This window comes from Vibrio sp. STUT-A11, from assembly GCF_026000435.1.
Lineage (GTDB): Bacteria > Pseudomonadota > Gammaproteobacteria > Enterobacterales > Vibrionaceae > Vibrio.
The window spans coordinates 381137-402745 of the sequence record NZ_AP026764.1; the positions used below are offsets into that span (position 1 = coordinate 381137).

13 protein-coding genes are annotated in these 21609 nt (G+C 45.6%); 4 read left to right on the forward strand and 9 right to left on the reverse strand.

The annotated features are described in order from the left end of the window. Window positions 1–83: 83 nt before the first annotated feature. Window positions 84–1007, reverse strand: coding sequence for an OmpA family protein (locus OO774_RS17375; protein WP_264907860.1), 924 nt, complete (start codon window positions 1005–1007; stop codon window positions 84–86). Window positions 1008–1834: 827 nt separating this feature from the next. Between OO774_RS17375 and OO774_RS17380 the strand changes: the two genes are divergently transcribed. Next, window positions 1835–2293 carry an exoribonuclease R gene (locus OO774_RS17380; RefSeq protein ID WP_264907862.1) on the forward strand — a complete coding sequence of 153 codons (459 nt, stop codon included), beginning with the start codon at window positions 1835–1837 and terminating at the stop codon, window positions 2291–2293. A gap of 113 nt (window positions 2294–2406) precedes the next feature. Here the strand turns inward: OO774_RS17380 and katG are convergent, their stop codons facing one another. Continuing rightward, window positions 2407–4578 carry a catalase/peroxidase HPI gene (gene katG / locus OO774_RS17385; RefSeq protein ID WP_264907864.1) on the reverse strand — a complete coding sequence of 724 codons (2172 nt, stop codon included), beginning with the start codon at window positions 4576–4578 and terminating at the stop codon, window positions 2407–2409. Between the two features lie 292 nt (window positions 4579–4870). Between katG and OO774_RS17390 the strand changes: the two genes are divergently transcribed. From OO774_RS17390 to OO774_RS17400, 3 genes are all read left to right on the forward strand, one after another. Next, on the forward strand, window positions 4871–5959 hold the full coding sequence (locus OO774_RS17390; RefSeq protein WP_264907866.1) for a phosphotransferase: 1089 nt from the start codon (window positions 4871–4873) through the stop codon (window positions 5957–5959). Between the two features lie 178 nt (window positions 5960–6137). Next, a complete protein-coding gene (locus tag OO774_RS17395) occupies window positions 6138–7733 on the forward strand; it encodes a tetrathionate reductase family octaheme c-type cytochrome (RefSeq protein WP_264907868.1) in 1596 nt (531 codons plus the stop codon). Continuing rightward, a complete protein-coding gene (locus OO774_RS17400) occupies window positions 7733–8344 on the forward strand; it encodes a cytochrome b/b6 domain-containing protein (RefSeq protein ID WP_264907870.1) in 612 nt (203 codons plus the stop codon). Before OO774_RS17395 ends, OO774_RS17400 begins: the two co-directional genes overlap by 1 nt. A 112-nt stretch (window positions 8345–8456) precedes the next feature. Here the strand turns inward: OO774_RS17400 and OO774_RS17405 are convergent, their stop codons facing one another. The 7 genes from OO774_RS17405 to OO774_RS17435 form a co-directional block, all read right to left on the reverse strand. After that, window positions 8457–11204, reverse strand: coding sequence for a M16 family metallopeptidase (locus OO774_RS17405; RefSeq protein WP_264907872.1), 2748 nt, complete (start codon window positions 11202–11204; stop codon window positions 8457–8459). Between the two features lie 179 nt (window positions 11205–11383). Then, window positions 11384–13402 carry a polysaccharide lyase 8 family protein gene (locus OO774_RS17410; RefSeq protein WP_264907874.1) on the reverse strand — a complete coding sequence of 673 codons (2019 nt, stop codon included), beginning with the start codon at window positions 13400–13402 and terminating at the stop codon, window positions 11384–11386. A 104-nt stretch (window positions 13403–13506) separates the two neighbouring features. Continuing rightward, window positions 13507–15693 (reverse strand): 1,3-beta-galactosyl-N-acetylhexosamine phosphorylase, encoded by a 2187-nt coding sequence (gene gnpA, locus OO774_RS17415; protein ID WP_264907876.1) that lies wholly within the window; start codon window positions 15691–15693, stop codon window positions 13507–13509. A 66-nt stretch (window positions 15694–15759) separates the two neighbouring features. Then, window positions 15760–16929 carry a glycoside hydrolase family 88 protein gene (locus tag OO774_RS17420; protein ID WP_264907878.1) on the reverse strand — a complete coding sequence of 390 codons (1170 nt, stop codon included), beginning with the start codon at window positions 16927–16929 and terminating at the stop codon, window positions 15760–15762. 256 nt (window positions 16930–17185) lie between these two features. Then, window positions 17186–18238, reverse strand: coding sequence for a UDP-glucose--hexose-1-phosphate uridylyltransferase (locus OO774_RS17425; RefSeq protein WP_264908726.1), 1053 nt, complete (start codon window positions 18236–18238; stop codon window positions 17186–17188). Between the two features lie 13 nt (window positions 18239–18251). Continuing rightward, window positions 18252–19268, reverse strand: a complete 1017-nt coding sequence (galE, locus tag OO774_RS17430; RefSeq protein WP_264907880.1) for a UDP-glucose 4-epimerase GalE — start codon at window positions 19266–19268, stop codon at window positions 18252–18254. A 3-nt stretch (window positions 19269–19271) separates the two neighbouring features. Continuing rightward, a complete protein-coding gene (locus OO774_RS17435; protein ID WP_264907882.1) occupies window positions 19272–20897 on the reverse strand; it encodes a SulP family inorganic anion transporter in 1626 nt (541 codons plus the stop codon). Window positions 20898–21609: the final 712 nt, after the last annotated feature.

Here is a 21609-nt window from a genome sequence, read left to right on the forward strand (position 1 = left end):
CGAAAGGTAGAAAAAACGCCACTGAACGAGGTTCATGTGGCGTTTTTACATATCTTCTTAGAGAGGATTTGTGACGAACGGTATTAGTTCAACGTGATCTGAACCGAGCGCTCAAGTTGTGCGTTACTACCATTCGTTAATGGCTGTTGGTCTGCAACGCCTGTAGTAGTGATGCGTTGTGAATCGATACCTTGATCGATCATGTATTGTGCAACATGCTCTGCACGCTGCGTTGAAACACGTTCATTGGTAGCAGCAGAACCAGTCGCATCCGTACGGCCTACGATTTCAGCAGTCAACTCAGGGTTGCTGCGCATTGTCGTGATCACTTCATCAAGGTTGTAACGACCGTAGTCATTGACATCAACCTGACCCACTTGGTAAGGCAGTGTGTAAGTAGAACGAGAAGTTTGCGTCACTTCTTTTACGACTTCTACTGGCACTTCCACTTTTTCCTCAACGACTAAAGGCGTTTCAGGTTGGCCGAATTTGTACGTCATACCCCAGTACACTTGGCTTAGGTCAAGGTCATGGCCATTTTTCGCTTCAAGATTGTTGTAGTAGTCGTAACCGATTTTTGTCGTTACAGCATTAGTCAGTTGGTATTCAAGACCCACACCTGCAGTACCGCTAAAGCTGTCAGTTTTCAGTTCGCTACCATCCGCAAAGATGTAGGTTGCACCAAGCTTACCGAACATAGACAAGTTGTCAGTGAAGTACAGGTTTCCTTTCATACCTAAAGTGCCAAGGTGCAGTTCTGCATCGCTTAGGTTATGCATGTAATCGTAGCTGCCGTAGAGACCAAAATGCTTACCGAAGTCGTAGCCCATTTCAAGTTTAGGGCTGAGTACTTCGCTTTCGCCAGCATCAGTATCAGATAGACCCATACCACCAGCTGCGCCCAGCCAGAATCCAGATTTATCGATATTTTGATCCAGGTTTGCAGCATTTGCCACTGATACACCACCAGCTAACATAATTGCTAGCGTCACTGCTTTTAATTTCATAGAAATTCCTGCGCTTATTAGATATTTTAAACTATTATTAATCGACTATTTCATGATTTCGTTTTTAATAAAATTTAATCAAGAAAAACTAGCCTTAAGAATTGAAGCGCATGCTATAGGAATAATGAGATTTAATTAACAATTTCAGTTTATCTATAATATAAATTGGATTTATAGAATCGAGTCACATAAAGATTTTAAATAAACCACAAGACAATCAATACACTAGGAAAATAAAAATCCACTTTTTAGTTTTAATTTTAATCAAAATTCATAAATTTCCCTCGCATTCTGTTCATAGATCACATTTTTGAAATTATATTTTCCATAACTGTCACTACATGAGTTTCAGATAGTTCTTACAAAAAACCTGAATCAGAGGTGATTATTTAATCATTAGAAGAGATGTCGGTGATAAATTTAAAGGCTAATTAAATTTATTCTTTAAAAATTTTAGATAAAAGAAAAATTTTAAAATTACATATATACGCATATAGCGATTAAAATAGTTATCTAATAAATAAGACGTATTAATTACAACCTTTATGTTACTTGTACTTTTAACCGATACGAGAAAAATCTTAGCCTGTTATACCCAAATAACCTCGAGATGCTTGGTTCAGCGAGAATGACTTGGCTCTCAGACGCGGCAACGATTTGAAGATCTAGTGGTTCTAAATCGAAAATCGTTAACAAAGGCTGTGTGTCAAGACAACTCGTACAAGGCTTATCTACTCAGAATAATTCACGAAAATAAACAGTGGAAATCCAAGCCTCAGCACTTAGAATGCAACAACTGAAACTGATGACCAAACTAGAGTGATTTTATGCTTCGTGATTACACCTTCGATTGCCTTGTAACCATGCCTCGTCATGAACTGGAAGAGTTTAGTGCTCGCATGATCAGCAAAATGGTGCCAGAAGACGTGATGAATGAGCTGTTTACTTTTGATCAAGAAGAAGTGGATAGTGAAGACCGCATGTTGTCTGCCCGCCTCGATGCGATGCTGCGTATGACGGCTATTGCGCTGAGTGAAGTTCAACAAGCGTTTGATGACTCCGAGCACGCGAAGCAAAACAGCGAGAGAATGACACGCCTGATCCTTTGGCATTTCTATGCGATCTCATTTCGTTTGGAAGAAGCCATCACGCTTGAAACGCATTGTGAGCAAGTAGAAAAGCTACTTGAAAACACCCCGACGGATGTATTTGTGTGGGTTAAGACGCTGACAGAGCTTCTGCACACTTATGCTGAGATCAATGCGAAACAAGCTCCGCTAGACTAAATTTGCTTTTGTCTAGCCCTTTTCCATAAGTCCCAGCCTATTAATCCTTGAACAGCAAAAACCAGCAGAGTTACTGCTGGTTTTTTAACACGTACGACGTTTAGTCAGTGTCGTTAAACAAGGTCGAAGCGATCCGCGTTCATCACTTTCGTCCAGGCGGTGATGAAGTCTTTGACAAATTTCTCTTGATTATCATCCTGAGCATAAACTTCCGCGTAAGAACGCAAGATAGAATTTGAGCCAAACACAAGATCCGCACGGGTTGCAGTGAACTTCACTTCGCCAGTCTTACGATTACAAATGTCGTAGGAGTTTCGGCCCGTTGGTTTCCAGGTGTAGGCCATGTCCGTTAGGTTAACGAAGAAGTCATTGGTTAATACACCAACACGATCCGTGAAGACACCGTGCTTGCTGCCACTATAGTTGGTACCAAGAACACGCATACCGCCGAGCAGTACCGTCATTTCTGGCGCGGTTAAACCGAGTAATTGCGCACGATCAAGCATCATCTCTTCTGGAGTAACTGTGTAGTGCATCTTTTGCCAGTTACGGAAAGCATCAGCCAATGGCTCCAGTACGTCGAATGACTCCGCGTCAGTTTGCTCGGCAGTTGCATCACCACGTCCAGCAGTGAATGGGACTTTGAAGTCGAAACCTGCCGCTTTCACCGCTCGTTCAATACCGACATTACCCGCGAGAACAATGGTGTCTGCCACACTGATAGCAAACTCTTCCGCCACTTGCGTTAACTCACCCAGCACTCGCTCCAGACGCGCTGGCTCGTTACCTTGCCAAGCATTTTGCGGAGCTAAGCGGATTCGCGCACCATTTGCTCCACCACGAAGATCCGAACGACGGAATGTGCGAGCGCTATCCCATGCTGTCGCAACCAAATCAGAAACACTCAGGCCAGTTGCGGCAATCTTCGCTTTAACCGCTTCGATATCGTATTGAGTGTTACCCGCTGGAATAGGGTCTTGCCAGATTAAGTCTTCAGCCGGAATATCCGGGCCCACGTAACGAGCTTTAGGGCCTAAATCACGATGAGTCAGTTTGAACCATGCACGAGCGAAGACTTCATTGAAATAAGCTGGGTCTTGGTAGAAGCGATCTGAAATCTTACGGTAGTCAGGATCAACTTTTAGCGCCATGTCGGCGTCAGTCATCATAGGGTTATAACGGATTGAAGGATCTTCTACATCGACAGGCTTATCTTCTTCTGCAATTTCTACTGGCTCATATTGCCAAGCACCCGCCGGGCTTTTTGTCAGTGCCCATTCGTGCTCAAGCAGCATTTTGAAGAAACCATTATCCCATTGCGTTGGGTGAGTAGTCCATGCGCCCTCAATACCGCTGGTCACCGTATCTCGGCCAATACTACGTGATGTATGGTTGATCCAGCCAAGGCCTTGCTCTTCAATATCTGCAGCTTCTGGCTCTGGCCCCAATTCCGCTGCATTGCCATTACCGTGAGCTTTACCCACGGTATGGCCACCAGCGGTTAACGCAACCGTCTCCTCATCATTCATCGCCATACGAGCAAAAGTCACACGCATATCGGCTGCTGTTTTTAGCGGATCGGGATTGCCATCGACGCCTTCTGGGTTTACGTAAATCAAACCCATCATTACAGCCGCTAGAGGGTTTTCTAGGTCTCGCTCGCCAGAATAACGACTCCCCTCAACACCCGAAGGCGCTAACCACTCTTTCTCAGAACCCCAGTAGGTATCTTTTTCTGGGTGCCAGATATCTTCACGACCGAATGCAAAGCCAAAGGTTTTAAGACCCATTGATTCGTAAGCCATGTTACCCGCCAGAATCATTAGGTCAGCCCAGCTGATTTTATTGCCGTACTTTTTCTTGATTGGCCACAGCAAACGACGAGCCTTATCCAGATTGCCGTTATCTGGCCATGAGTTTAGTGGTGCAAAGCGCAGATTACCGGTAGATGCGCCGCCTCGACCATCAGCAGTACGATAGCTACCTGCCGAGTGCCAGGCCATACGAATCATTAAACCACCGTAGTGGCCCCAATCCGCTGGCCACCACTCTTGGCTATCTGTCATCAGCGATTTAAGGTCATTTTTCAGCGCTTCAACATCAAGCGTTTTGAGTTCTTCGCGATAGTTAAAATTGTCACCCAAGGGGTTAGTCTTTTTATCGTGCTGATGAAGAATGTCTAGATTTAGAGCATTTGGCCACCAATCCATTACCGTAGATCCCGTGGATGTCATGCCACCATGCATTACTGGGCATTTCCCCGCTGAATGGCTACCTTTACTCATAACGTTCTCCTTAAAGAGATAAATATCTTTTCGTAAGTGAATCTCATTTATCGCTAAGCTAGCACAAGCTCTAGACGAACTTTCAAACACTTATCCCCTTAATCATTGTTTAAGAACAATACGACAAATCGGTCAGAAAGGGATGACACTCGCATCTAGCTCATCCTCAAAAAACTTTAATACCCATTGTGCACCTCAAGACTCAGCCTCTTAGTTTATGAAATAAGGAGGATTCACAAACTAACACTCTTGATAAAATAATCAGAATCAATAGGAAGATGGGCATCTACATATGGACGAGCGCCAGAAACAACAACTGCAATTTGAAAAGAGCGGAGAAAACCTCATCGTTGGCAATATTGATGATTGCCCGATATCTCCGCAACAATTAGCACTGACGACAGAAACCTCTCCTTATGTGGTCGAGGCTTTTCAGAGTGGGTTGACGGCTGAAGTGTTTCGGGTTCGGTTTGACGGCAAAGACTACACCTTGAAAAAGAAACGCCCAGAGGCCAAAGTACAAAATATCAATGGCCAGCTTTCGTTTCTGAATGAAGTACAACGTCGATCCGATTTGCAAAAACGGAAAGATTCCCCGCACTCATCCGTGGACTTCGAATGCATCGTTGCAACGGTTTATGCCGATTATCAGTTGGGCATCATTCTTTCTGACTGGATCGAAGGCCAACCTGTCAACGACATACCCTCTTCACTGCTTTATCAACTGTTCTCGACATTGTCAGCTTGTGAAAAGATTGGTCTGTTCGAGTGGGATTTGTGCAGCGGTAACCTGCTTGTGGATGACGACAACAAGCTTTGGCTGTTCGATTTTGGCTACATGTACCCCTTCGACCCGTTAACTGAGCTCAATAGTGATGGCCTGAATGCGCCAATCTTTCAATTTTGTGAACGCTTTGAAACCCGATTCCTTTCGGGCTGGCTTGTGAAGCAAAACTGTTCGCAAAAAGAGTCATTAGCCCTGTTCAAAAATGTTAAACATGAAGCACTTAGGGTCTTACTTGAGCAATGTAAGTGGTTACAGAGGAATGAGGCAAGTTCAGCAGTGTTAAGCCACAAAAAGGCTCTGGTGACTAAATACCAAACCGCCCTTCAGAGTGAGCAGGCCTTAGAGGATTTGTTTATTGTTGAGATGTTCCGTTCTCATGTTTTGGATATCGAAGATGATCTCGATGGCAAAAGTTGTACTTCAACGACACTAAAGCGTGTGAACACAGTTCTTGAAATTATAAACAATCATTATGATTTTCTTAGCGAACAAGAGGCACTCTTCTACCATAACGAAGGGAAAACGAAACAACAGCTGATCAGCGACTACAGAGAAAAACTCGCTCTGGTGAATGAGTACCAGTTGAAGAAGTAAAGGCTTCAATTAGGGTCTGTCCATCCACTATTTGATGGCTTATTCGCGAGTTCAATCACACTAAATAATCAGCTATCGACAGAGGTTTTGATTAAAAGCAATAGTCCTTACTTTTACAGTGGCTGCTAGTCCGATTCTGCACTATAAATTAGCATAGACTTATACATGGAGTGCTAATATGAATAGGACGTTATTGTGCACATTAGCTTTCGTCGCCTGTACATTTACTAACCTCGTTCAAGCGTCGCCCGCTACTGCCTCGACCTCAACCGCCGATCACTCGCAATTCGAGCAACTCCAGGGGCCATTCGCGTCAGGCCCTGAGGTGACTCAAGCTTGTCTTGAATGTCATACCGAAGCGTCGAAGCAAATTCACCAGACTACCCACTGGACCTGGGCATTTGACGTCGGTTTTGACAAAAAAGTCTTGGGTAAAAAGAATGTGCTAAACAACTTTTGTATATCGACGACCTCAAACGAACCGCGCTGCACCAGTTGCCATATCGGTTTTGGCTGGGAGGACAATAGCTTCGATCTTACTTCACAGCAAAATGTCGACTGTCTTGCCTGTCATGATACTTCTGGCAATTATTTTAAATTCCCAACCTCCGCTGGCCATCCTAATTATCAAGAAAAAGAGTGGCCGAAAGGTTCAGGCAAGATGAAACCTGCTGTCGATTTAGTTGCCGTAGCACAGAGTGTCGGCAAAACCAGTCGGGAAACCTGCGGCGCCTGCCACTTTAATGGCGGTGGAGGCGATGGCGTAAAACATGGCGACCTCGACACCAGCCTACTCAACCCAAGCCATGCTTTGGATGTCCATATGTCACCCGAAGGCGCTAACTTTGTGTGCCAGGATTGCCACACCACCTGCGGGCATCAAACTGCTGGCTCTCGCTATACCGTCAACGCGAAAGACCTCGACGGCATCGACATTCCCGGCCATGGTGATCAAAACCGCGCAAGCTGTGAGTCGTGCCATGGACTCACTCCCCATGAAGGCGGTCGACTTGCCAACCGTTTGAATGAGCACACCAGCACCGTCGCTTGTGCTACCTGCCATGTTCCTGAATTTGCCCGCGAAAACAAAACCAAAACACGCTGGGACTGGTCAACAGCCGGCGACAAATCTCGCCCGACAACCAAAGATGACGAAGGATATGTTACCTATACCGCCAAAAAAGGGGATTTTGAGTGGCATCGAAATGTTGTGCCTGATTACGCCTGCTTCAATGGCGACATCGAATACACAACCATTGGCGAAGCCATTAAGCCCAATGATCAAGGCGTGATTGAATTAACCAAACTGCAAGGAGAGTGCGGGGATGCCGACAGTCGGATTTGGCCATTTAAAATCATGCGGAGTAAACAGCCTTATGACCCCGTGCAAGAGATCATGATTACGCCTCATTTATTCCCTATAGACAAGCAAGACAGTACAGCGTTCTGGAAACACTTTGACTGGGAAAAAGCCGCACAATCGGGGTTACAAACCGCAGGGCTTGAATACAGCGGGGAAATGACCTTTGTTGAAAGCGTCTACCATTTCCCAGTTGTTCACATGGTGGCTCCGAAATCAGAAGCGCTCAAATGTTCAGCCTGTCATAGTGAACAAGGACGGATGAAAAACTTAGCTGGATTTTATATTCCAAGCCAAACCGGCATTGGCTGGCTTGACTCTCTTGGTTGGCTACTGGTTGGTTTAACAACGTTAGTCGTCATCGGCCATACACTGCTTCGCGCTAACAGTGCTAAAAAGCGAGGAAACCAATAATGAAAGTGATGATATATAAACGCTTCGAGCGCTTTTGGCACTGGGGTCAGGCGGCGTTAATGTTTGCGATGCTGATAACAGGGTTTGAAATCCACGGTACTTATCAGTTGCTGGGATTTTCAACTGCGGTGCTTTGGCATGAATACTGTGCGTTTGCACTCATGACTTTGTGGGTATTTGCGATTTTCTGGCACTTCACCACGGGAGAATGGAGGCACTATATTCCAACCACAGAAAAGCTTGTCGCCGTGCTAAGATTCTATAGTAAAGGCATATTTCAGGGTGAGCCACACCCATTTAAGTCGACTATTGAGCGTAAGCACAATCCATTACAGGTCTTCGCCTATTTGGGCTTTAAGCTAATAATGGGGCCACTGATCTGGGTTACCGGGTTGTTACTGCTTGTTTATGCAGAGTGGGAAAGATTCGGTTTAGAGGGGCTGTCTCTGGCAGTGGTTGCAACATTACATATTATTGGTGCGTTTTTAATAGCGATATTTTTCATTGGCCATATCTATATGACCACGACGGGTTCTACTCCACTGGCGCATATACGCACCATGATAACCGGCTATGAACAAGAGGAAGAGGCTAAAAAAGAAAACGTGTGATAGCAATGACATCAGGCTACTTATCACCCCGCTCGAATCGTGACTCATTATGTCCATTTAAATGTTGGCGACACAATGAGTCACGGTAAATCGAGTGGCGAATCAATCAGGATTAGCGTGGGTTGAGTATAATAGTGGTACGGTTAGATTGAGGTCCAAAGACTGATCGCGCACGCGCCTGAACTTCTTGCAAAGTGATACTTTTGGCCGCTTGCTCTACATTCAGCAACACATCCAGTCCATAATCGTGCACCAAATAACGGCCATATGCCCACGCTCGCTGTTTCGGCCTGTCTTCCATTCCCTGCATGGCGACCACCAATTGTTTCACCGCGATATCAACCTCTTGTTGGTTAATATTTTTTGCCAGTTCATCAAAAATTTTATTAAGTTGGCTGTCCATGATCGCCACATCTTTCGGATCGACTTGCGATTCAAAGATCCAATCCGATACTTGCTCACGATCTTGTATCATTGGATAGATACTTGGGTTGTAATCCAGACTCAACTCCTCACGTAATTGATCTAATATACGTGCCGTACTGATGCGTTGCAGGATATCGACAATCATTGTGTCTCTCCCACTTTGGGCATCATCATGGCCGTTGGTCAAACGCTGCAAGTAAAGTGAAGACGGCTCATGGCCATCAGTCATCACCGTGCGTGTCGGTTCATCTGGGTTCAGCGCCACGTCATAGTCAATTGAACGACCAGGGCTCATTTCGATAGAAGCAACAAACTTAGCCAACATGGGTTCAAGTTGCTCTGGCTCTATATCTGCTACCACGACCATCTTGAAGCCATTATTGAACTTAAATAAACGCTGGTGTACCGCAAGTATCTGTTCCGTCGTCACGCTCTCGACACCATCGCTATCCAAAATACGGTGACGACTTCCCGGCAGATAAGCATTTTGGTTTGCTTCCTGAACTAACTTTCCCATTGGTGACTCAAAAAAGGCGCGTCGCTGTTGTTTAAACTCTTGCTTTACCGCTGTCAGTTGGCGTTCATCGACCTTTATTTCTGTGCTCAGGTTATAAATTGCATTCAATGCACTTTCCAACTGTGCTTTTTGCGTGGTGACTTTTACGCCGTGACTGGTGGTATCTAACATCGGGACAATAGAAGTATTGTTGCTACGCAAGTAACTGTCTAACTCCGAACCTGAAAAGTCCCCGAGCCCGCTTCTTACCGCTGCCATGGTTGCTATCTCGTAAGCTGGGTAAAGCGGCTTATCTACTGCCGCTTTTCCGCCTTGGCTGGCAAAGTAAATGTAAGCGCGCCCTCCCGCTTTTTCGTCCTTTTGGAACCATACATCTACGCCATTAGAGAGTGTGTAGACCTCGAACCCTCCCGCCTCTTTGCGAGCGTTGATAATGCTGCCGTCCTTAACTGGCTGAAGGAAACCACCCGCTCTCACTTCCATCGACAATGGTTTTTCTCCGGGCTGGAAGTAAGCCGTATTCAACGCAGAAAAAACACCGGAAAACTGCGCGCGCGTTTCGTTTTTGATCATCCCGATAGAAAAAGTTGGTGGTATAGTTAACAGCTCTGTAATGTGAGTATTCACACGGACTAGCGTGGCGTTGTCGAGAAACGTTGCCAAGCTCTGAGCGTAACTCTGTTTAGACTGGCTGACGCTGTTTTGCTCTAACTGGAAAACACGCGCTTCAGCAAAACTATTGGGGTTACGTTTGCTCCAGTCAGAATCCAGATTGGTGAGTTCACCTTGCCAGTTGGCCATAATACTGTCTAATTCTGCTTGGGTTACACCATAATCCCGAAGCGAAGTTAACGTACTGAAAAACAAACGGTGCATTTGCTCACGACGCTCTGGCGCAAAGGAAATACCAGCAGACATCATGCGGTGGTAGTTAGAATAATAAGGCTGAGCATACGCATACTGAAATGGCACTGCAGCACCATTAAGATCGGCAATCAATCGCTGCTGAATAAGTTGTCCGGCGACTTCATCCAGCCATTCCTGATGCTGTTGTTCGACAGTCTGACGCCCAATCGCGCCTCGTTCAACAACAAGATGCAAGCTGGGTGACTCAATGGAATTACTTGGCAGGATTTCATTGTTAGTGTTAACGCGAATATCGCGGCGTTTTATAACGGCAACATCGGACGTTTTTTCCCAACTAGAAAAGGTCTTATTAATAATTTTCGAAACAGAGGCTAGATTCACATTGCCGGTGATAATAAGTTCGGCGTATTGCGGTTGATACCACTTTTCATAAAAGCTTTTCAGCGTAGTTGGTGTCGCCTTTTGTATTGAGTCTCGTGTACCAATAGGATCATGCTCACCATAACGCGTACCTTCCACCGAAGCTTGATACGCATTCAAAGCAAAGGGCTTATCATCCGGGTTTGCCCGGCGCCACTCGCCTAAGATCACGCCTTTTTCTTTTTCCACTTGAGCCGGTGCAAATGTCAGCCCATCTCCAATATCACGCATCCAGATTAATGCGTCTTGCAATTGACTTGGGTCCGCGAGTTCCAGTTTGTATCCCGTTTGCTGATAGGTAGTGAAAGCATTGATGTCCGCGCCAAAGCTCCCACCGGACTGTTCAAATAATTTAATCGCCTCATTACCAGAAAAGTGCGTACTGCCATTAAACGCCATGTGCTCAACAAAATGCGCATAACCTTTTTGGTTTTCCTGCTCTTGGAACGAGCCAATGTTCATCACCATACGCACCGAGATCTCTTGGTCTTGAGTCGGGTAGATGTGGTATCTCATGCCATTCGACAACTGATTAACATGCCAGTTGGCATCAGCCTGAATTTTTGTCGAGTGAGGGGTAACAACACAGCCTGATAATAGTAACGTCGAGGCTAACAAACTATAGCGCATAGCAATGATCCGAGATGATGACTACGCAATACAAACGCTCTCGTCGCATAGCCTTGATATAAGTAATGGGATCTTCGGCTTAAATTAGTGCGCCAGATCCCGCTTTAGCTGTGGTTTATGTCCAAATAAAGTCAAAGTGCAGGACTCCAAGCGTAGACACCAGCTCAATTAAAACAAAACTAATGCAAGTGTAGGTCAAAGCGGACGCTTTCTCCGAGTCGGTCAAGCTTGTCGAAAGTCTCGACAAAAAAGCGATGACTTTCCCCTTTGACGTAAAGCACCAGGTTAACTCTATCCCCTCTTCCGGGCGTAGATATAGCAAATTGAAAGCCTGTCTGTGTTCTCTCACAAAGTAATAAACACGGCTTATCAACCTCTAGAGTCACGCCTTGTTGCGTATCAGACTCTGGTATTTCGATACGACCCGCACAGCGAAAAACGCAGCCAATATTGCCTTGATAAACCACCGCCTGAAGCGCAGGTGTATTCTCCAATACCTTAACATAAGGTTGAGCGGCATAACGTTTTGTCTCCGCCAATGAAGACCCAGGTAACAGCGTGTATTCATAACAGGCATTTTTAGGTTGAACACCATGATCAATTGACAAGTTAAACACCCTGCCACTCACTTTGTCTGCACTCAAGTGGGCATTAATTCGCTGCCAACTGCCTTGTTGTATGTGACTATGTAAGTGAGCATTCACATTACCGAGAACGTAACCCACATTAGCATGATGCAGCCAACTTTTGGCTTTAACTGTCGTTGACTCCCCGTTCTGGTATGCATCATTTACACACGCAGGGAAATCATAGTGGCACTGATTAATGGTGGTCATTACCGGTTCAGGGTGCGTCGAACTTATCCCCGCCCCAAGAGCGATAATCACCCCGTCACAAAAGAACCAAGATTTTAGTCCTTGAGTTTGCATCACATCCAGCTCGAAACTGGTGATCCCCCAACGACCATTGCTGACGCCGCCCGTCCAATCCGTTTGTTGCTCTATTCTTCCCCATTCATGGGCTGGCATGACAATTTGTGGACACGTCACACCCGGAATCTTAGCCCAATCCCAATAAGGAAAAATGTCGTGGTACTCGTTACCCGTCACCCCAATATTCATACTGCCAAAACCCAACCAAAACCCCAAAAGGTTCTCTTGATTGCCAGTTTCAATCGGTTTAATGCGACAGGAATTGGCTTTCACAGTTACTGCGTATTTGTTATTGGCCATAGCCGCATAGTCAGAACGCCAGAAGTGTTTAAACCCAGCAAAAGGATAGTCATGCCCTTGAAGGTGCTCGAGATACCTTTGCAACTGAAGGCGATAATAAGGGAACAGCGCCAGCAACATCTTAGCTTGGGTCATCAGCATCGTTCGACAATGCGGTTTTTCCAAATTAGGTTTGGCGATAGCTCGGCCACAGGCGTTGTAGTCCCAGCGCCCGGTCCGAGTCATCCATACCGAGCCTTGTAGATAGTAAGTCAATAACAAACGTTGTTGCTGTGATGAAAAACGGAACCGGGTCTCCGCGCAAACATAAGCCCAGGGAAGCGCAACATTGAGAAACGATTCACCATAGCCACCATTTTGTAATTGCGGCCCATGCTGTTGATAGGAGAAATCAGCCTGCATGCCCTCTTCGTGAGTAATGGCAATCGTTTCTGCTATCGCGTCCATCGCCTCTGCAAAGCGTGTTTCATCGTTTTCTAACAAGCCTCGATACGCTACTCCATTGGCAAGATCGACGCGATTCGCCCCTGTCATCGAAACTTGATTCGGTAGATCTTCGATCAGTTTGCTTTTTAATGCCTGACTAAGCTCTCCATTGAGTAATAAAGCCATTGGCCCCATCAGTCGCTGCTTTCCGATTTGGTTCCACCACCAGTTCCAGTTAGTTGGATTGATTTGATACCAATACACCAAAGCTTGTTCTGCGATGGAATGAGCCTTCAAACAACGCTGACGATTAAATTGACAGGCGAGAAGCAGCACACGCTGTAAATAGGCTTGAATGATTTGTCCATCGTGCGCGGCGTCTGCCAACTGAATATCAGGCCATCCAGAGTGAGGAGCGAAAGTGTCTTGCCACTGCGCGATCTGTTGTTGCCAAGACTGTGGTGTATGAAGAGACAACTGCTGTTCAATAATTGTTTGTGACAGCTTACGTCGGATCTGCATCAAATGTTGTGAATACATGATGCGAACAACTCCTTGATTCAGTCCAAAGGGAGGATGCAACAGTCAACTTTGTTCACTGTCAGGAACAAAAAGAAGGTGCTCTCACACCTTCTTTAACTTCATTAGTTATCGAACCAACACCACTCATACGGCTGCAATGCCAATTGCTGTGGTTCACCCTGTGTATTGAATACCGTGACCTGCTGAGCTTGATCCGTGAAATTCACGGCCGTGGCTTTGTTGGTCTCAGGATAAAAAGCAACATCGACATACGGGTTATTAGACAACCATGCATGAGGAAGCGCTTCCTGCTGAGTCAGCCATAACAGAATGTGTTGTAGCAAACGAGCGTTTTCCATACTGAATGGCAAGTTACCCAGATACACAGCTCGACCAGCACCGTATCCGCGCGCGGTTAACGCTAAGTGTTGCCCTTGTGCTGCCAGTACCGTCAAGTCATCCGCTTGTGGGTACACATAACTTGGGTTACCGAAATCCTCGTCACCTTTAATGAACTGACTTAAGTAATGATTCTCTTCAATTTGCAGTGGCATCGCGACACGTCCCATCGTCAGGGAGGTTTCTTTTTCTAAGCCAAACACATCGCCTAGCTGGAAGTAGCGACCATTTTTCTGCCATGCAGAAGGCTCAGACACACCCAGCAGGCCGCCACCTTCAGCAACAAACTGACGCAATGCAACGATGACTTTAGGATCATTCCAACATTCACCGCCACTCCATGCAGAGTTCGCGTCACCTGTGTTGATGATGACTTTGATCTCCGGATCGATGCCTTTTTCTGCAATGTCATCAAAGCTGATGAACTCAACCTCAAACGGCAAGCCAGACAGACACTCAAGGATGTTGTTACCCACAAGTTCCATCACATCTGGGCGAGGTGGAACGTAGAAGCGTTGGTCGCGAGCTTGGTTTTGCAGCCAGCTACGCGCAGCACCCCATGCGCTCAATACCGCAACTTTTCCTGTTACTTTCTTCGATTCACTGCGTTGTGTGTACTCAAGGTAGTCGCCAAACTGACTTGAGATTTCAGTCACATGATCGATAAAGTGCGGGAACTGGTTCGCGAGTGACAAGTAGCCGCCATAGCCAATACGATCTAACGGCTTTTGCAGCATGGCACGACGAATCTTGGTCCAGTTAGACATAGACTCAACCACAGGATCGTTCCCCTCACGGAATACATCCGGGAAGAAATACGGGTAGAAACGCGCTTCGCGAATCTGATCGCCGCCAGAATCGGTTAAACGACGCAGCGCTACGCCATCTTCTACCGCGCCGACATTGATATCGATACCAATCTTTTGGTAGCTCTCAAGGAATGGTTCCGTTCCAATCCAGTGGTCACCCTGGAACATCGCGGTCTTTTTGCCTGCTTGATGAGCCATGTTGACTAACTCTGCAGCAAACTCTACAACGAACTCTTGGACAAAGGTCATCCAGTCTTGGTACTGCTTAGAAGGCACTTTGTAGGTACCGTTGTAGTAACCGGCATCGACAAAATCTTCTGGAGACAACTTATAGCCAAAACGCTTTTCAAAATCTTCCAGCGCTCGTGGGCTCACGGTTTCGCCGTAACCCGTCCAATCTCGATAAATGTCTTGGTTTTTCTCACCAGTATCAATAACAAACAAAAATGCAAAGGTGGTGAATCGAACCACTGTAGTATTCGGGTGCGTTTCCAACCAATGTGCAAAATGATTTAACAGATGAGCACGACATTCTGGATGGTATGGGTCAAGACTCTTAATACGAGGGCCTTTCCAATCGTTAGTCAGCGCGTTGTACATAGAAACGCTGTCCCAAACCTGACGAGCCATAAAGGTAATGGTGTACTCGTGATAAGGGATCGCATCAAAGAGTTCAATACGCTGATGTTCCGCATCAAATTCCCACTTGTCAGTTGGAATCACTTCGTTCAAGGTACGGTTTCTAACTTCCCACCAAAGCTTCGGCTCACTGTCATCATCCAGCTCATATTTGTCTTTGCTGTAGCCATTAAGCGGGTAAATCTCAACGCGATCACTCATCGCCGTCACAGGGAAAGACATCAAATATTTACGATGCAAATACTCTGGATGCTGATTGGCGTATTCCTGATCGGCACGAACAAGGCACATCACCGAATAGATGTCGCTGTCTTGCTCAGCTAATGAATCTGGCATCGTTGTACCATCGCTGTCGCGAAGTGCATCCGCTTGCCAACGCTGATATAAATCCAGTACTACTTCTTCCTGCCCTTCTTCGACAGGCAGGGTCATATGACCTTTACGAGAGGCAACTTGGGTCATGATAGGCTCCAAAAAGTTGGGAGAGACAGGGGGCTTTCATCCCCCTGAATGGATATTCGAGTATGCTTACCAGAAGAACTTCTGATAACCGTTTGCGCGCATCAAAGCTTCTAGGTAGTAGTAATCACCGTACGGCAACATGTTGTCGCACAAACCAACTTTGACAAATGAAGCGCCATGCGCAAGCAAGCCAAGCGCAGATTCATCGTCCGTTAAATCACAGCTGTTCATCAGACCTTGCAACAGGAAGTTACCCCAATCTCGGTACTGCTTCGCTTCTTCTGGATCTTGAATACACTGCGAAATCAACAGTAAGCCCGCAGCAGTAATCGCGCCTGCGGAACTGTCTTTATACTGAATTTCGTCACTTGGTAGCGAGTAATCCCAAACAGGAACGCCATCGTCTGTGATTTGCTCTACAGCGTATCGAGCGAGCTTCTTCGCCAGCGTTAGGAATTTCTCATCTTGAGTGTACAGATAAGTTTGAGCGAAACCGTGGATTGCCCATGACTGTCCGCGCGCCCAACAAGAATCGTCGGCGAAGCCTTGGAACGTCTCACCTTTAATAGGCTCCTGTGTAACAGGATGGAAGTTAAATGAGTGATATGTTGAGTAATCCTCACGAACAATATGCTTAGCTAACGTCTCGCTGTGTCGAGTAGCGGCTTGCGCATAAACAGGAGAACCGGTCACTTTTGACGCCCAAAATAGTAACGCAGTATTTTGCAAAGAATCGATGATCGATTTGCCTTGCGTAATTTCAGGGCCAAGAGGATGCGTGTCATTCCACGCAACGATATAACCACCAATCTTGCGGAAACGATGGATAAGGTGATCAGCGGCGCGAATTGCCATCATTTTTGACTCTTCATCGCCCGTCAATTTGTAATCGGCCACGCAGCTTAAGCTGTATTGGAAACCTAAATCGTGATCTAACCAGAATGGATCAAGCAACATGTCGGCAAAATATTGTTTGCGCAACTTGGCACTGTTTTTAAACTGCTGATCAGCCGTCATTTGATAGCAAAGCCATAACTCGCCTGTCCAAAAAGACGAAACCCAGTCAAACTGGTCGCAGTAATCCCATTGGTGATCCGAAGTACCAATTTTTGGATTACGCTCACCAATTTTAGCAATATTGCGCTTAATCGCTTCTACTACTGTGGTTAGATGGTTCACCACTTTTGTTTCGTCCAGCGTGCCTGGCAACGGACGCAAAGTAATCGTTTCACTCATACCGAAATTCTCTTAAAACCTTTGTAATGCAAACTCAGGGTTATGCTCGATGATATATCTATAGTTTACAGTGATACTTTTCGATAAACGCATAGCCCGCTCACATTTTTAAAACATCATTTCATTTTAAAAATCAATTTCAAAAAAAAGCTGACAATCAGCTTCCCATTACAGCGGATGGTCAAACTCGCCAACCGCCATCTACCTATATGATTCAGAGGTTCGGAGAAGAAATGCTTCTCCGAACGTCGCAAAATTAGTCTTGTTGCTTGTAGTGAGTCTCTGAAGCGTTGCGTAGGCGTTCTGCCGCTTGCTCAGGCGTTAGGTCGCGCTGGCTCTCTGCTAGCATTTCATACCCAACCATGAATTTTCGTACCGTGGCACTGCGCAGCAATGGTGGTAAAAAGCTCGCATGAACTTGCCAATAAGCGTCGGGATTTCCGCCGATAAACGGTGCACCATGCCAGCCCATTGAGTAAGGGAAGGAGCACTGAAAAAGATTATCGTACTTAGTGGTTAACAACTTAATCGTCTTGGCGAGATCAGCCTGGAGCTCTGGTGTCATTTCCGTCAGTCGACTTAGCTTAACTTTTGGCAAGACCAGTGTTTCAAATGGCCAGGCCGCCCAGTAAGGAACCAACGCGACCCAGTATTCACTTTCGACCACAACACGCTCGCCAGACGCCACTTCACGCTGCACATAATCCAGCAATAGAGGGCTATGGTGTCGTTCAAAATAGTGTTGCTGCTGTTGGTCTTTTTTCGCAACCAAGGTTGGTACAAAACTGTTTGCCCAAATTTGACCATGCGGGTGAGGTTGAGAGCAGCCCATGCTTTCACCCTTGTTTTCAAATACCTGCACCCACGGGTAACGCTGGCTAAGCTCTTGTGTTTGTTCCATCCAAGTAGTAATCACATGACCAATTTCTTCCAGGTTCAACTCTGGCAATGTGCGACTGTGATCAGGTGAGAAGCAGATCACACGGCTTTCCCCTTTGGCACTATGAAGTTGAAAAAGAGGATCGTCGCTCACTGGTGAGTCAGGGGTTTGCTCGGTAAGAGCAGCAAAGTCATTCTTAAAGACGAAAGTGCCTTGATAATTGGGATTCACATCACCGTTGATTCGCTTATTCGTTGGGCACAAAAAGCAGTTATCATCATAACTTGGCAAGTTTTCAATATTGAGTGTTTCTTGTTGCCCCTGCCACGGTCTTTTAGCACGATGAGGCGACACTAGGACCCACTCACCCGTAAGGGGGTTAAAACGACGGTGAGGATGCTCTGCAACATCAAATGATTGAGACATAATGTTTCCTTAAAAATTAAGATTGGTAACCATTAGGATTACGTTGCTGCCAGTTCCAACTGTGCTCAACCATATCCATTAAATCGTGATTCGCGCTCCAACCAAGCTCTTTCTCAGCCTTATCCACTTCGGCAAAACACTGAGCAATATCACCGGCTCGTCGAGGTTCGATGCGCACTGGCAGCTCTCGGCCCAGTACCTTATTCATCGCCGCTACCATATCTAAGACACTGACGCCATTACCTGTCCCGAGGTTATAGACATGCAGCCCGCTGACATTACCTCGCTCTTCCAGTGCCGCCACGTGGCCTTCTACCAAATCCTGCACATGAATGTAGTCACGCACGCCAGTGCCATCATGCGTTGGGTAGTCGTTACCGAAAATAGAGAGCGTGTCGCGTCGCCCGATCGCCACTTGTGTAATAAACGGCATCAGGTTATTGGGAATACCTGTCGGATCTTCACCGATTAAACCGCTAGGGTGCGCACCGATTGGGTTGAAATAACGTAACAGCGTGATGCTCCAGTCCGGATTGGCGGCAGAGAAATCTCTCAAACAACTTTCAACCATATGTTTACTGGTGCCATATGGATTGGTCGTTGCGCCGGTTTGAGCAGCTTCAGAAATAGGAACCGTTAGAGGATCGCCATACACCGTCGCCGATGAACTGAAGATCAAACGGTAAATATGTGCGGTTCTCATCGCAGCCAACAAATTTAGCGTGCCTGAGACGTTGTTATCATAATACTCAAGCGGTTTAGCCACTGATTCGCCTACTGCTTTTAGCCCGGCGAAATGCATCACGGCACCGATTCTGTGCTGTTCGAAAATGCAATCAAGCACGAGGCGGTCGCGAATGTCCCCCTGATAAACAACCAATGGACGCCCAATCAACTTCTCAATACGAACCACAGCCTTAGGGTTACTGTTGCTGAAGTTATCCAGCACAATAGGTTCATGTCCAGCAGCAGCCAATGCGACACAGGCGTGACTGCCGATATAGCCGCAGCCACCCGTCACTAATACTTTCATGAATTACCTCTTACAAATTAGCTTTAATAATGGTGTCAAACGGTCTGAAAATTGCTCTTCTCGTACCGACGTTGCGCCATTTAATAGTGATGCTTTGGCGTTCGCTTTAAAGCGACAGAAATAGACGCTCCGCCCACTGGTTGACACATAATCATCGAGCATCTGTACACCGAGATGGTCAATGAAGTTGATCCCTCTTCCTAAAATAATCAATTGCTTAGAACTGATCTTCTGCAACTCTTGATGGAGGTATTGAACGCAACCAAAGAAAATCGAACCATTAATACGAACAACCGCGATATCTTGCTGATCGTCAATATTCAGCTCATCGCAATTGAGTAACTCGATAGTCGGTCGCGACGTTCTGCGTAAATAGAAGAAAAGAGAGGCAGCTACGCCAACATAAATAGAAAGTTCAAGATGAAGAAAAATCGCCGATAGGCTGGTCACAACCAAAATAAATATCTCTTTACCATCATGTTTTGCAATCACTTTAATGTGATGAACATCCACCAGGTTCCAAGCAACAACCAGCAACAGGCCGCCCATACCTGCAATCGGTATATAGGCTGCATACGGCGCAAACAGCACCATGATGATTAATAAGAACAAGCCAGCAAACACAGCGGCTAGTGGGGTTTGCGCGCCGCTGCTGTAATTCACGCCGCTGCGGGTGAAAGAGCCCGAGGAGACATAGCAAGAGAAAAACGAGCCAACCATGTTTGAGATCCCCTGGCCGATAAACTCTTGGTTACTATCAAGCTGTTGGCGAGATTTCATCGCAACCGAGCGACTAATTGAAATCGCTTCAACCAGACCCAACATCGCAACCGCGAAAATACCGTCAAGCATGGTAGATATATGGCTAAAACCAACAAAAGGAGAAGACAGGCTTAAATAGTTGCTGCTTACTTGGCTCACCATGAGTACCTCGTTACCAGCATGATTCATCCAAGTCGCAAATCCCATCGCTACCAAGGTCGCGAATAACATGTGGGGTAGTTTTGGCCAAATGCGTTTACACAACACACAAACTGCGATGGTAACAAAGCCCACTAATAGCTCTTTACTATTTAACGCATTGATATTGCCGACAAGCAGTATGATATTTTCAACCGCCGTTTCGCCTGAGTCGTATTGCAAACCCAATACATGTTTTAGCTGACTGACCCCAATAACAATCGCCGCCCCTAAAGTGAACCCAAGCACCACAGAGTGAGAAACGAAGTTGACCACAGCGCCAAAACGCAACAACCCGAACAGCAATTGAATAATCCCAGCACACAGTGTCAAGGTAAAACAGAGCTGGATGTAGAGAGGCGTTCCTGGATCAGCGAACTGGCTTATGGTGGTAAATACGATCACCGAAAGTGCCGCTGTTGGGCCCGAAATCAAATGATGCGATGAGCCAAACAGTGATGCCAAAATAGCAGGGATAATTGCAGTATACAGACCGAACTCAGGTGGCAAACCTGCAATCATGGCATAAGCAATGCCTTGGGGGAGCACGATAATCGCCCCTGTAAGTCCGGCTAAAACATCCGCTTTAAGGGTTTGGGAGTTTACCTTTGAGGACCACTTTAAAAACGGAAACAGAAGGGACAACTTGCGATGTTCAACAGCGCGCATCACGATTCCTCTAACAACAGTCGATTTATGGAGGGAAGATGATCACCTCGCTTTCCTGTACTCACCGAAAAACCACAATGTCATACAGAAGCAAAATGAACACAAAAACTATAAACAATCACTCCCACTCAATCAAGATTTATTGAAACGTCATTTCATTTTTAATTTTCATTAATTTCAAATGTGTGACACGCATTGTAAAACATCGTTTCAGAATTGATTTATCACTCCATAGTGATAAGATTTAACTGTGTTCGATAATTAACAAATTAATTGATCACAGTTTATGAAATATAGATTCAGTATCAGGTTAATTGTTTTAACCCAAAGGTATTGGATATGGGTAATTGAAAATATGATGGTTTTGAATGAGGTTAAGTTAGCTGCATTAAAAACTTAAAGTCTTCGATAACTCTAGATAATTTTTAATTGGTATTGGCCCTACGAAAGTAGTTACTAGTTGAAATGAGATATAGCTTATATTTCTTAACATACTGTTTGCATACTTAAAGAGCCCTTATGGGCTCTTTCTTTTTACGTAAATAAAATCAATTATTTAACTTCTTCATTACTAATCACACCTTCTATTAACAACTCACTTTATCTCTACAAAATATATGCAAATAAAATAATATGACTTTATTTCTTACGAGCTTGTTTATTAATAAATAGAGCGGAAATTCAGTTTACAAAATCGCAAATATCAATAATC